Source organism: Arthrobacter sp. ERGS1:01, from assembly GCF_001281315.1.
Taxonomy (GTDB): domain Bacteria; phylum Actinomycetota; class Actinomycetes; order Actinomycetales; family Micrococcaceae; genus Specibacter.
In genome coordinates, this window is sequence record NZ_CP012479.1 from 683,873 (window position 1) to 696,517 (window position 12,645).

Below are 12,645 nucleotides of genomic sequence, written 5' to 3' on the forward strand. Positions count from 1 at the left end.
GGTCGAGCAAAACCCGGCGGTCGAGCAACGCCCGGTGGTCGAGCTTGTCGAGACCTAGATCCAGCGGCGGTTGCGGAAGATGCCGAACAAGACCACGCTGACGCCCGCCATGGCTGCGATGGCGAACAGGTAGCCGTATTTCCAGTGCAGTTCCGGCATGATGTCGAAGTTCATGCCGTACACGGTGCCCACGAGTGTCGGCGCAAACAAGATGGCGGCCCAGGCGGAGATCTTCTTGACCTCTTCGTTCTGGGCGTTGCTGGCCTCCGCCAGGTGCTTCATTTCCTCGTTTTGGCGTTCGGCGACGAGGGTGGCGTTCACGGTCAGGATGTCCCGGAGCATGAACCGGAAGCCGTCGGTGCGTTCGTTGACCTGCTTGACATGGTCGTCCACGTCGCGCAGGTATTGCTGGAGTTCATCGTTGATGCCGTACTTGACGAAGCCGCCGGCCAGGGCGTTGAGGATCCCCGACATCGGCTGGGTGGAGCGCTGGAACTCGATGACCTCCCGGGAGAGCTCGTAAATGCGCCGGGAGACCTGTGGGTCGCCGCTGAACACTTCGGTCTCAATCTCGTCGATGTCGTTCTCCAGGCCCGTCACCACGGGGGCGAACCCGTCCACCACGGTGTCGAGGATGGCGTACAGCACCGCCTCCGGGCCCAGCCGCAGCAGTGTTTGGTCCTGCTCCATGCGCCGGCGCACGGAGGCCAGGTCGGGGGAGCTGCCATGCCGGACGGTGATGATGAAGTTCGGACCCACGAAGATGTGCAGCTCGCCAAACTCCACCTCCTCCTGGGTTTCCAGGTAGCGGGTGGCGCGCAGCACCACGAACAGGGTCTTGCCGTAGCGTTCCAACTTCGAGCGCTGGTGGGCCAGGACGGCGTCCTCCACGGCCAGTTCGTGCAGGTCGAACTCGGCGGCCAGCTCCTGCAGATCGCTTTCGGCCGGACGCACCAGGCCGATCCAGGCCATGGAGCCGGGCACGTTGTTCAGTTCCCGGAACGTGTCCGGCAGGGTGCGGGGGGAGGAGACGCGGCGGCCGTCAAAGTAGATGCCGGCGTCGATCATGCTGGGGCCGTCGTCGTGCCGGACGACGTCGGTGCCCGGGGTCCAGGGTGCTGTAACGGTTGCGCCGGGGCGGCGGTTGCGGGCGGTGAGTACTTGCAGGCGCGAGGCAGCGCGGCGTGCGTTCATGGGTACATCCAGTCAAACGGTGGGGAAGGGGGCGGCACAGGGCACGGCGGCCCGAATCACTTTCCACCGACTGGGTGAAGCGCGCTGCTGGCGCTTAAAAGGATGTGCGGGAGGCCGGGCTGGTACTACTCGGAGGTTCGGTATTCATCAACCTGCCTCCCTTCCGTATGCCGTCCGGCCGTGCCGGGCTTCCCAAATGCGCAGATGGCGCTTTTTCAAGCATAGCCCCGAATACGGGGTGCTGTTTCCCGCCGGGACGGGGCCGCTACGCGCCCGCGGCCAGCTTGCCGGAAAACGTGAACAAGATGGCGGCGGCCACCTCGTCCACCGGCGTCTCCGGACTGAACAGGAGCCACTCCAGCCCGCCCATGAGCGTGGCGCCAAAGATCCCGCCGGCCATCAGCAGGCGGGTGGCCTCGGTGGTCTCCGCCGGAAGCAGGGGCGCCAGGGCGGCGCCGATCTCCGACAGGGCCTCGCGGCGCAGCACCGACATGGAATGCTGCCACACCCTGTCTGTGCGGAAGATCTCAGCGGCCGTCAACTTGGCCAGGGGCCGGTTGTCCGCGATCAGGGCAAGCATGTCGGTGACCATGGCTTCCACCCCGGCAAAACCGGCGGCCGACAGCCTGGCCTCGCGGAGCGTCCGGGCCAGCGAGCTCACACCGGTGGTGAGCAGCTCCTCGAACAGCTTGTCCTTGGAGGAGAAGTTGTAATAGACGCTGCCTTTTGCCACACCCGCCCGCTCGGCCACCTCCTCCATGGTGGTTCCGGAGATCCCATGCAAGGCGCCCAGCTCCAGGGCGGCGGCCAGGATGGCCTGTTTGGTCGCGGAGATGCGTGGCATGGATTTCCTTCGTCAATGAGCGTGCTGTGCCGGCGGGTGGATGGACCTAAAGCCGCCGGGATCCACCCTCGGGAGTCTATTCCACCCCTCCTCAACTCCCGTAGTCCGCGCAACGGCGCCGCGGATTGGGGCGGGCACCAAAGGGGCGGCGCAACGCCGTCGAACCGGGCTTTGAACGGTGCGCCGGCGGGAGCGGGGAGCTTAATTTGGACTGATTTGAGAGAATTGAACCGTGACCGTTACAGATATCCCCACCAGCGACACCAAGCTGGACCTCCCGCCCCTGAAACTTGGCAACATCACCGTGGACACCCCGGTGGTGTTGGCGCCCATGGCCGGGATCACCAACACCGCGTTCCGGCGGCTGTGCCGTGAGCACGGCGGCGGCGTCTTCGTCTCCGAAATGGTGACCTCGCGTGCCCTGGTGGAGCGCACCCCGGAGTCGATGCGGCTGATCAGTCACGACGAGGACGAGAAAATCCGCTCGGTGCAGCTGTACGGCGTGGACCCCGAGACCGTGGGCAAGGCCGTGCGCATGCTGGTCGAGGAGGACCACGCCGACCACATCGACCTGAACTTTGGCTGCCCCGTGGCCAAGGTGACCCGCCGCGGCGGGGGAGCGGCGCTGCCGTGGAAGATCGATCTCTTCACCTCCATCGTGCAGACCGCGGTCCGCGAGGCGTCCAAGGGGAACATCCCGCTGACCATCAAGATGCGCAAGGGCATCGACGATGACCACCTGACCTACCTGGAGGCCGGCCGGATCGCCCGGGACTCCGGCGTTGCCGCCGTCGCCCTGCACGGGCGCACGGCCAGCCAGTTCTACTCCGGGAAGGCCGACTGGGACGCAATCGCCCGCCTGCGCGAAGCCCTGCCGGACGTTCCCGTGCTCGGCAACGGCGACATTTGGAGCGCCGAGGACGCCGTCGCCATGGTCCGCCAGACCGGTGTGGACGGCGTCGTGGTGGGACGCGGCTGCCAGGGACGCCCGTGGCTCTTTGGCGACTTGATGGCCGCCTTCGAGGGCAGCGATGCCCGGCACACGCCCGGCCTGGCCGAGGTGTCCGCCGCCGTGTACCGGCACGCCGAGCTGCTGGTTGACACGTTCGACGACGAGAACAAGGCCCTGCGCGACATCCGCAAGCACATGGCCTGGTACTTCAAGGGCTACGTGGTGGGCGGGGAACTGCGCGCCCAGCTTGCCGCCGTGCCCACCCTGGAGGTGCTGCGCGGGCTGCTGGACCAGCTCGACATGGATTCCCCGTACCCCGGCGCCGACGCCGAGGGCCCCGCGGCCGCGCCGGCACCCCCAAGCGCACCGCGCTCCCGGAAAACTGGCTGGCGAGCCGCTCGCTGAGCGGAAACCAAAAAGTGGAGCTGGTCGGCGCCGAGCTCGACGTCTCCGGCGGGTAGCCCGGCCGCCCGGGCCGCCATTGCTGCGCCGACTTGGTTGTGAACTCTGCGCCACTTTCACAGTGGCGCGGAGTTCGCATGAAACTCCGCGCAGGAATGGCGGCGCACAATCAGTTCCCGCGCCGGCCGGCTCCGCTCTGTGCATAACGTCCCCGGAGGCCGGTGCGTTGGCCCTAAACTGGGCATATGTCCACCGAAACGCAGCCAGAGTACTCACCGTTCGATGCGCAACGATGGGTCCGGGAGGCTCCCAAGACCAGCTTCCGGACAGTGTTTGAACGGGACCGGGCGCGGGTCCTGCACTCCTCGGCGCTGCGCCGGCTGGGCGCGAAGACGCAGGTCGTGGCCCCCGACACCGATGATTTTGTCCGGACCCGCCTCACCCACAGCCTCGAGGTGGCGCAGATCGGCCGCGAGCTGGGCCGGACGCTGGGCTGCGATCCCGACGTCGTCGACACCGCCTGCCTGGCCCACGACCTCGGTCACCCGCCGTTCGGCCACAACGGCGAATCGGTCCTGAACGATCTCTCCCACGACATCGGCGGCTTCGAGGCCAACGCCCAAACCCTGCGCCTGCTGACAAGGCTGGAATCCAAAGTGTTCACGGCCGACGGCGGCTCGGCCGGCTTGAACCTGACCCGCGCCTCCCTCGATGCCTCCGCCAAGTACCCGTGGCTGGCCGCCGACGCGCCCCTGATCGACGGGCGCCGCACGAGCAAGTTCGGCGCCTACGCCGACGACCTCCCCGTCTTTGCCTGGCTGCGCCAGGATGCCCCGGCCGGCAAGACCTGCATCGAGGCGCAGGTCATGGACCTGGCCGACGACATCTCCTACTCCGTCCATGACGTGGAGGACGCCATCGTGGCCGGGCACGTCCAGCTCAAGTGGCTGGCGAATTCCGACCAGCGCAACCGCGTCCTGGGCTACACGCAGCAGTGGTACCTGCCCGGCGTGGACACCGCCGAAATCGATGAGGCCCTGGCCCGTTTGGAGGCGGCCAACGTCTGGGTGCGCCACGCGGACGGCAGCCGTGCCTCCATGGCGGCACTGAAGGACATGACGAGCCAGCTGATCGGCCGGTTCTGCCAAAGCGCGGTCGCGGCAACTCGTGAGATTTACGGTCCCAACCGCCTCACCCGGTACGCGGCGGACGTGGTGGTGCCGCACGAAACGGCCGTCGAGATCGCCGTCATGAAGGGCCTGGCCACCACCTTCGTCATGACCACCGACCACCGCCAGCCCATCTACCAGCGCCAGCAGGATGTGCTCAGCGAGCTCGTCGCGGTGCTCAGCGCCACCGGTGATGCGCATTTGGAGACCATGTTTGCCGCGGACTGGCGCGACGCGGCCGACGACGACGCCCGGCTCCGGGTGGTCGTGGACCAGATCGCCTCGCTGACCGATGTGTCGGCGCTGGCCCTGCACGAACGGCTCGTGGGGACCGAACGGACACTGCTCTAACCGCGGTCTAGGCCCGGCGGATTGATCGGCGGCGCCCACGCGGGGCGGGGAATGAGGCAGAAAGGGTGCCCGGCCGGGTCGGCAAACACTGTCGACTCCGCCCCGCCCAAGGCTGTGGCACCCAGCGCCAGCACGTCGGCCCGGGCGGTGCCGACGTCGTCGACCATCACGTCAAAATGCATCTGCTGCGGGAAATCGGGGTCCGGCCAGTGGGGTGCCCGATGGTCAGGCGCCAGCTGGAAGGCAATCCCGGAGGTGTGGTCGTTTTCCGCCACGACCACCCAATCGGCGGAGCGGTAAGTGACGGGCCGGCCCAACAGCGCAGAGTAAAAGATGGCCAGGGCCGCGGGGTCCGGGCAGTCGATCACCAGGTGGTGCAGGCGTCCGATCATGGCGCCGAGACTACCACCGCGCGCATCCCGTGGCCACGGTTCAAAAGGGACACAGCGGGGGAGCGCTACATCGCCGGGTAGTAGTTGCCCATCGCGGTGGCCAGGTTGGAAAGATCCGCCAACTGGGCGGGGCTGGCCAGGGAGGTGAAGATCCACGCCGCGGCCACCATGACGGCCGTGACACCCAGAGTTGCGGCGCCAATGACTCCAAGGATGTGCCGGTCGCTGAACCGGCCGGGCATCTCAAGGGCCGGATCGATCAGATTGGGGGCCGAATCGGTGGTGCCGTCGGCCAACACTGCCACGACCCTGCCGCGGCCGCGGTCAAGGCGCATTGAGTCGATGGCGCTGCCGTGCCGGGCCAGCAGGATGTCTGATCCAACACATTTGTGGCCGGCTTGATTCAACAACATGGGGCTCCCTGGGGATTTGATGGCTTGATGGGGTCGTAAGAGGACCCGAAGTCCGCGCCATTGGGGGCCTTTTAAGACTATCCCCGCGGGCCCCGCAACAGCGGCTGCAGGCGTGGTGATTCCGGACACCGCGGCTTCTCCACAGGTGGGAGGCAACCGGGCGGGACGCGCAGGAAACTCACGTAAACTGGCCGGGTGGCTGGGTTGATCAAGCGGGAAGACATCGATGAAGTGCGTTCGCGCACAGACCTCAAGGAGGTCGTCGATTCCTATGTCACGCTCAAGTCCGCCGGGATCGGCTCATTCAAGGGCCTGTGCCCGTTCCACGACGAGCGCAGCCCGTCATTCCACGTGCGCCCGCAGATGGGCTATTTCCACTGCTTTGGCTGCCAGGAGAGCGGCGACGTCATCTCCTTCATCCAAAAGATGGACCACATCCCGTTCTCCGAGGCCGTGGAAAAGTTGGCGGGCCGCATCGGCTTTGAACTGCATTACGAGGACGGCGGCTCCGGCCCCCGCCGCGAGGACGTGGGGCGTCGCCAGAGGCTGCTGGACGCCCACAAGATCGCCGGCGAGTTCTACCGCGCCCAGCTGCTGACCCCGGCGGCCGCAACCGCCCGCCAGTTCCTGGCCGAACGCGGTTTCGAGCGCAGCGCGGCCGACCACTTCGGCGTCGGCTTCGCCCCGCAGGGCTGGGACGCACTGCTCAAGCACCTCAGCGGCAAGGGCTTCACCCAGGAGGAACTGAAGCTGACGGGCATGTTCTCCGAGGGCCAGCGCGGCATCTACGACCGTTTCCGCGGCCGGCTCATGTGGCCCATCCGGGACATCGCCGGTGACACGGTGGGCTTTGGTGCCCGCAAGCTGTTCGACGACGACCAGGGCCCCAAATACCTCAACACCCCGGAGACGCAGCTTTATAAGAAGTCCCAGGTCCTCTACGGCATCGACCTGGCCAAGCGGAACATTGCCTCCAAGCGCCAGCTCGTGGTGGTGGAGGGCTACACGGACGTCATGGCCTGCCACCTGGCCGGGGTGGACACCGCCGTCGCCACCTGCGGCACGGCTTTTGGCGCCGACCACATCAAGGTGGCCCGCCGGCTGCTCTCCGACGACGGCACCGGCGGGGAGGTGGTGTTCACGTTCGACGGCGACGCCGCCGGCCAGAAGGCCGCGCTGAAGGCGTTCGACGAGGACCAGCGGTTCGTGGCGCAGACGTTCGTGGCCGTGGAACCCTCCGGAGCCGATCCCTGCGAACTGCGCCAGCGCCGCGGCGACGAGGCCGTGCACTCGCTGATCCGCTCACGCCGCCCCCTCTTTGAATTTGCCATCCGCTCGACCCTCGCGAAGTTTGATTTGAGCACGGTGGAGGGCCGGGTCAGCGGCCTGCGCGCCTCGGCCCCCGTGGTGGCGGCCATCCGCGACGGCTCCACCCGGATGGGCTACAGCCAGGAACTGGCCGGCTGGCTGGGCATCGCCGATCCCAATGAGGTGCTGCGGGCCGTCAAGGGCGCCGAGAAGCGCGCGCAGCACCCGCCGCAGGCCGGCCAGCATGGCAGCGCTCAGCACAGCAACGGCCATCGCAGCAGCGGTCCGCAGGGGACTCCGCAGAACGCGGTATCGGGCGCGGCCGCGTCGTCCCGCGCCCCGGGCTACGACGACGGCACCCACGGTGCCGCGGCCGGCGTCGAACCCGGCGGAACCGCACAAGCAGCGGAGCCCGACTTTTCACGGCCGGACCCGCGGGATCCGCAGGGCCGCATGGAACGGGAGGCGCTTGAGGTGGTCTTGCAGCACCCCGGTCTCCTGACGGCGGGCAACTGGCAGCACTTTGGCGCCACCGAGTTCGTGATTCCCGCCTACAAGGCCGTCCAGGCGGGCATTGCCGCGGCGGGGGAGTCGCTGGTGGCGTCCTCGCAGTGGCTGGAGGCCGTCCGGGAGAACGTTCCGGCCGTCCTGGGCTCCCTGGTGGCCGAGTTGGCGTTGAGCCCGTTGCCGGCCACGAAGGAGGAAACCCTCAACAGGTACTGCCGCGATATCCTCCGCCGGCTCTTTGAGATGCAAATCACCCGCCTCAAGCAGGAGCGCCTCGGAGCCCTGCAACGCATGGACCCGGCCGTGGATCCGGAGGGCTACCAGATGCTCCAGCGGGAGCTCATGGAGCTGGAAACCGCCCGGCGGGCGCTCCGCGGGGACTGAAACGGGCATCCGCGCGGCCTCGATTTCGCAACTGGGCCAGCCTTTGTTATTGTTATTCCTGCGCGATCCTCTGTAGCTCAATTGGCAGAGCATTCGACTGTTAATCGAAGGGTTACTGGTTCAAGTCCAGTCAGAGGAGCCAACACAAGATCCCCGCACTCCATGGAGTGCGGGGATCTTTGTATTCTCCCGCATTTGGATTGCCGGTTCGCCCCCGCCGCCCCTATATTTGTGGCAGACATCACTGAAAACTTAATTTGGGGGAATACGTGAAAAAACGCCTGCTTGCGGCGTCCGTGGCCTTGGGGATGGCGCTGGCCGGTTTGGGCCTGACGCCTGCCTTGGCCGACGACGGCGCCGTCGCCGTCGCCACGCCGACACCTACTGCCAGCTCGCCCGCCACCACGGCGGAGCCAACCGCGGAACCAACGGTCACGTCGTCGCCGGGGTCAACCGCCGATCCTGTGCCCACCGTGGCCCCAATGCCAAGCCCAACACCAACTCCGACGGCCACGCCGGCTCCCACCACGCAACCGATCCCGGTTTCCACCATCCTCGCGCCCAAATGGAAGTCGCTGGGTGGCGCCACCGGAGTCCTGGGCCAGCCCATTGCGGCCGACTTCTGCCGCTGGGGACCGGGACCGTGCCGGCAGGAGTTTGAAGGCGGGATGATATTCCGCACTGACAGGAATCTACTCGCCGTCGTGTACCGCAAGGCCGGAGTCATCGGTCCCCACTGGTTTGCCACCGGTGGGGTAAATTCGAGCCTCGGCTACCCCGCGGGTGATGAGCGGCAGCTAGCCGGGGGCGCCTACCAGGAGTTTCACGCCACCAACCAGTATTGGAACACCATATTGACCTGGCGGGCGAAGTACGGCTTCATTCCGATCACCGACAAATCTGGCTTCGGTGATGCATGGCTCGCCTACGGTGGTGCTTCCGGCATCGGCTACCCGAAGGCCAAGGTCACTTGCAGTTTGCGTGGTGGTGGCTGCAGCCAGGACTTTGATGGCGGGCTAATCATTTGGGATGGGCAGTACCACGGCGGCCTCATGAAGGGGGCCATCAGGGCCAAGTGGCAAAGCCTGTCGGCCCAGAACGGGGTCCTGGGCTACCCGACCGGGGACGAGCAGTGCTCCGGGAAGGTCACCACCTGTGCCCAGGAATTTTCCGGTGGATACGTCTACTGGTCGGCCAAGACGGGGGCAGTCATGGTTCGTGGCGGAATCTACGACCGCTACCGGCGGCTCGACGGCAGTTATGGTGCCTTGGGCCTTCCCCTGAAGGATGAGGGGTGCAAGCTGCGTGATGGCGGGTGCATGCAGAACTTCCAGAACGGACAGATCATGTGGTCGCCCAAGACCGGCGCACGTGCAGTCAAGGGCGGGATCGCAGGCAGGTACCGCCTGGCCGGAGCGCAAAACGGCGCGCTGCGGTATCCAGTCACCGAAGAGGTGTGTAGTTTGCCCGGCCGCGGCTGCGTGCAGACCTTCCAGGGCGGGGACATCATCTGGTCGGCCAAGTCTGGAGCCCACACCCTTCGCGGTGCAATCGGCCAAGCGTACAAGCCCAGTTACGGCTTCATGGACGTCAGGGAGGGCTATCCGACCGGCGAACAGGTATGCGGCCTGCCGCAAGGCGGCTGCTACCAGCAATTCCAGAAGGGCCGGTTCTACTGGTCTCCCAAGGTAGGGCACGCATACCTTATCTGGGGCGGCATACTGAACAACTGGCTCAAGATTGGCGGGCCCGGAAGCGTCTATGGCTACCCCAATTGGTACGAGGATTGTATAGGCGGGGTCGTCTACTGTGATCAGCAATTCCAAAACGGACGCATGGTGTGGACCGGATGAGGCACGGCCTTGTGACCGTGACGAAAACCAACTGATCAGAGCATGGCAATGGCCCCGCACGCTCACCGAGCGTGCGGGGCCATTGCCTTACTGCCTGCCATACTGCGGACACGGAGCGGGCGTTAGAGCACCTTGGCCAGGAACGCCTTGGTGCGGTCCTTCTGCGGGTTGCCCAGCACATCGGCCGGCGTGCCGGATTCAACGATCACCCCGGCGTCGAAGAAGTGCACGGTGTCGGCCACCTCGCGGGCAAAGCCCATCTCATGCGTGACCACCACCATTGTCATGCCCTGGCGGGCCAGCTCCTTCATGGCTTCCAGCACCTCGTCGACCAATTCCGGGTCCAGGGCGCTCGTCGGCTCGTCAAAGAGCATGATTTCCGGATCCATGGCCAGGGCCCGGGCAATCGCCACGCGCTGCTGCTGGCCGCCGGAGAGCTGATGGGGGCGTTTGTGTGCATGCTCGGCAAGGCCCACCTTGGCCAGTTCCTCGCGGGCCCGGGCCTTGGCGGCAGCCTTGCCCACGCCGCGCACCTGCACCAGTGCGCACGCCACGTTCTCCTCGGCGCTGAGGTGCCCGAACAGGTTGAAACGCTGGAACACCATGCCGATCCGCGAGCGGAACGTGGCAAACTGCTTCGTGTTCCATTCGTAGTAGCGCCCGTCCCGGTACTCGTACCCGACGTGGCTGTCCTCGACCAGCAGCGTGCCGTCGTCGTAGGACTCAAGGGCGTTCAGGCAGCGCAGGAACGTGGACTTGCCCGAACCCGACGGTCCCACGATGCAGCTGACCTCGCCGGCCTTGACGGTGAAGTCCACCCCGGCCAGCACCTGGTGGGCGCCGTAGGACTTGGTGACCCCGCTGGCTTCTACGTGCAGTTTCTCGCTCATGTGAGGTCCTTCCCGGCCTTGACAGAGTTTTCTGCCGTCAACGTGATACCCGCAGTGCCCGCGGCGGGCAGCGGCGTGCGCTTCAGGAGCGCCCGCTGGATGAACCCGGGCCGGCGCACCAGGCGCACCGCCTCGGCGCCGTAACGGGTCTCCAGCTTGGACTGGAAGAACGTGGCGATGGCCGTCATGACCATGTACCAGAGGGACGCCACGATCAGCAGTTCCATAATCAGGTTGTTTTGCTTGTAGATCTGGCTGGCGTTGGTCATCAGGTCGTTGCCCGCCACCACGTACACGAGGGACGTGGTCTTGAGCATGGAGATGAATTCGTTGCCGGTGGGCGGAATGATGATGCGCAGCGCCTGCGGCAGGACGATCACGCGCATCCGCTTCACGGGCGTCATGCCCAGGGCGTATGCGGCCTCGGTCTGGCCCTTGTCCACGGCCTGGATGCCGGCGCGGACGGTTTCGGCAAAGTATGCCGCAAGGTTCAGGCCCAGGCCCAGCAGGGCGGCGTTGAAGCCCGTCATCACGTCGTTGGTGTCCCACCAGTAGCCGATGTTGGTGAAGGGGATCTTGATGACGAGGCGCGGAAACAGGAACGCCAGGTTGTACCAAAAGATGAGCTGGACCAGCACCGGGGTGCCCCGGAAGAACCAGATGTACAGCGTCGAGAGCCAGTTCAGCACGGGGTTGTGCGAGAGCTTCATGATGGCCAGCAGGATGCCCAGTACCAGGCCCAGCACGGTGGCCACGATGGAGATCATGATGGTGACCCAGATGCCGTCGATGATCTTCGGGAAGAACAGGTACTCGGCCACCTTGTCCCACTTGATGTTGGGGTTGGTGGCGAGCGAGGAGAACAGCCAAGCGAAGACGGCCAGGGCCAGGACCCCGATGATCCAGCGGTCGCGGTGCTTGAGGGCGACGACGGGCACCATGGTGCCGTCCGGACCGCTGAGTTGCTTGGGGCGTGAGGAGGTTTTCATGCCGGTCCCTACTTGCCGTCGTTGATGGTGGCGGAGCCGACGTTCATCTTGGCAACGTTCCAGGCGTCCAGGACCTTGGCGTAGCTGCCGTCGTCGACCAGTTCCTGCAGGGCCTTTTGGACGGCGACGATGAGTGCCTTGTTCTCCGGCTTCATGGCAATGCCCCACGGGTTTTCGTCGCCCTTGATGGCCACGGCCTCCAGTGCGCCGTTGGAGGTTTGTGCCCGGTAGGCGGCCACGGGGTAGTCGTTGATGCCCGCGGCGGCGCGGCCGTTGCGGACCTGCAGGATCGCCTCCTGGTCCCCGGCGAACTTGATGATGTTGATGCCCTTCTTGCCGGCGGCCGTGCACGCGGCATCAAAGGATTCGGCCAGGGTCAGGGAGGAGCCGTTGTCGACGACGGCGATCGTCTTGCCGCAGGCGCTGGCGGCGTCGCTCATGCCCTGGGGGTTGCCGGCCTTGACCACCCAGCCGTTGCCGGAACGGACGTAGTCGACAAACGTGACCGTCTTGCGGCGTTCGGCGTTATCCGTCATGGACGACATGATCCAGTCGTAGCGGCCCGTGATGACGCCGGGGATCTGGGAGTTGAAGTCCTCGTTGTTGATGGTCAGCGGCACGCCGAGCTTGTTGGCGACGGCCCGGCCGATCGAGGGATCCACGCCGATGAGGGTCTTGCCGTCCGTGGCGAACATTTCCATGGGCGGGTAGCCCTCGGAGGTGGTCATCTTGATCCCGGAAAGCTGGATTCCCGCCGGCAGGCTGGCGGTCAGCGCGGGGTTGGGCTTGATCGCGTCGATCACGTTCTTGGCCAGGTCCTCGGCCGGGGCCGGTACAGCGGTGAAGGCGGCGTCGCGCGATGCGGGGTCGGTTTCCGAGAGGAGGTGGCCGCCGCAGGCGGATAACGTAAACGCTGCCAGCACGGCCGTGGAGGCCAGCGCGCCGGTGCGCAGGCGGGGCGGGGACAATCGGGACAGGAAGTTCTTCACAGTGGTTC

General features: G+C 66.2%; 10 protein-coding genes, 1 tRNA gene and 1 pseudogene. 5 read left to right on the plus strand and 7 right to left on the minus strand.

The window, feature by feature from the left end:
* Positions 1 to 54: 54 nt before the first annotated feature.
* Together AL755_RS06920 and AL755_RS06925 are read right to left on the minus strand one after the other, a co-directional pair.
* A complete protein-coding gene (locus AL755_RS06920; protein ID WP_202813569.1) occupies positions 55 to 1,068 on the minus strand; it encodes a magnesium and cobalt transport protein CorA in 1,014 nt (337 codons plus the stop codon).
* Between the two features lie 391 nt (positions 1,069 to 1,459).
* The gene (locus tag AL755_RS06925) at positions 1,460 to 2,038 is read right to left on the minus strand and encodes a TetR/AcrR family transcriptional regulator (RefSeq protein ID WP_054010378.1); all 579 of its coding nucleotides are present in this window, start codon (positions 2,036 to 2,038) and stop codon (positions 1,460 to 1,462) included.
* A gap of 232 nt (positions 2,039 to 2,270) precedes the next feature.
* Between AL755_RS06925 and dusB the strand changes: the two are divergent.
* Both dusB and AL755_RS06935 read left to right on the plus strand, forming a co-directional pair.
* Positions 2,271 to 3,451 (plus strand): annotated as a pseudogene (dusB, locus tag AL755_RS06930) (tRNA dihydrouridine synthase DusB).
* A gap of 186 nt (positions 3,452 to 3,637) precedes the next feature.
* Positions 3,638 to 4,912 (plus strand): deoxyguanosinetriphosphate triphosphohydrolase, encoded by a 1,275-nt coding sequence (locus AL755_RS06935; RefSeq protein WP_054010379.1) that lies wholly within the window; start codon positions 3,638 to 3,640, stop codon positions 4,910 to 4,912.
* On the opposite strand, the gene AL755_RS06940 is transcribed toward AL755_RS06935, so the two are convergent.
* Both AL755_RS06940 and AL755_RS06945 read right to left on the minus strand, forming a co-directional pair.
* Complete coding sequence (locus AL755_RS06940; RefSeq protein ID WP_054010380.1) at positions 4,909 to 5,304, minus strand: VOC family protein; 396 nt, start codon at positions 5,302 to 5,304, stop codon at positions 4,909 to 4,911. The genes AL755_RS06935 and AL755_RS06940 overlap by 4 nt on opposite strands.
* Positions 5,305 to 5,369: 65 nt before the next feature.
* Positions 5,370 to 5,717 (minus strand): hypothetical protein, encoded by a 348-nt coding sequence (locus tag AL755_RS06945; protein WP_054010381.1) that lies wholly within the window; start codon positions 5,715 to 5,717, stop codon positions 5,370 to 5,372.
* A gap of 195 nt (positions 5,718 to 5,912) precedes the next feature.
* On the opposite strand from AL755_RS06945, the gene dnaG reads away from it, so the two are divergent.
* The 3 genes from dnaG (at position 5,913) to AL755_RS06965 (ending at position 9,769) form a co-directional block, all read left to right on the plus strand.
* The gene (gene dnaG, locus AL755_RS06950; RefSeq protein ID WP_054010382.1) at positions 5,913 to 7,916 is read left to right on the plus strand and encodes a DNA primase; all 2,004 of its coding nucleotides are present in this window, start codon (positions 5,913 to 5,915) and stop codon (positions 7,914 to 7,916) included.
* 66 nt (positions 7,917 to 7,982) lie between these two features.
* A tRNA-Asn gene (locus tag AL755_RS06955) sits at positions 7,983 to 8,058 on the plus strand.
* 127 nt (positions 8,059 to 8,185) lie between these two features.
* Positions 8,186 to 9,769, plus strand: coding sequence for a hypothetical protein (locus tag AL755_RS06965; protein WP_150117064.1), 1,584 nt, complete (start codon positions 8,186 to 8,188; stop codon positions 9,767 to 9,769).
* 122 nt (positions 9,770 to 9,891) lie between these two features.
* Here AL755_RS06965 and AL755_RS06970 read toward each other — a convergent pair whose 3' ends face one another.
* The 3 genes from AL755_RS06970 to AL755_RS06980 are packed head-to-tail and all read right to left on the minus strand — an operon-like array spanning position 9,892 to position 12,637.
* On the minus strand, positions 9,892 to 10,659 hold the full coding sequence (locus AL755_RS06970) for an amino acid ABC transporter ATP-binding protein (RefSeq protein ID WP_054010384.1): 768 nt from the start codon (positions 10,657 to 10,659) through the stop codon (positions 9,892 to 9,894).
* Positions 10,656 to 11,648 (minus strand): amino acid ABC transporter permease, encoded by a 993-nt coding sequence (locus AL755_RS06975; protein ID WP_082368989.1) that lies wholly within the window; start codon positions 11,646 to 11,648, stop codon positions 10,656 to 10,658. The genes AL755_RS06970 and AL755_RS06975 overlap by 4 nt, the downstream gene beginning before the upstream one ends.
* Positions 11,649 to 11,656: 8 nt before the next feature.
* Entirely contained in the window at positions 11,657 to 12,637 is a 981-nt protein-coding gene (locus AL755_RS06980; RefSeq protein ID WP_202813544.1) for an ABC transporter substrate-binding protein, read from the minus strand.
* Between the last annotated feature and the right edge of the window lie 8 nt (positions 12,638 to 12,645).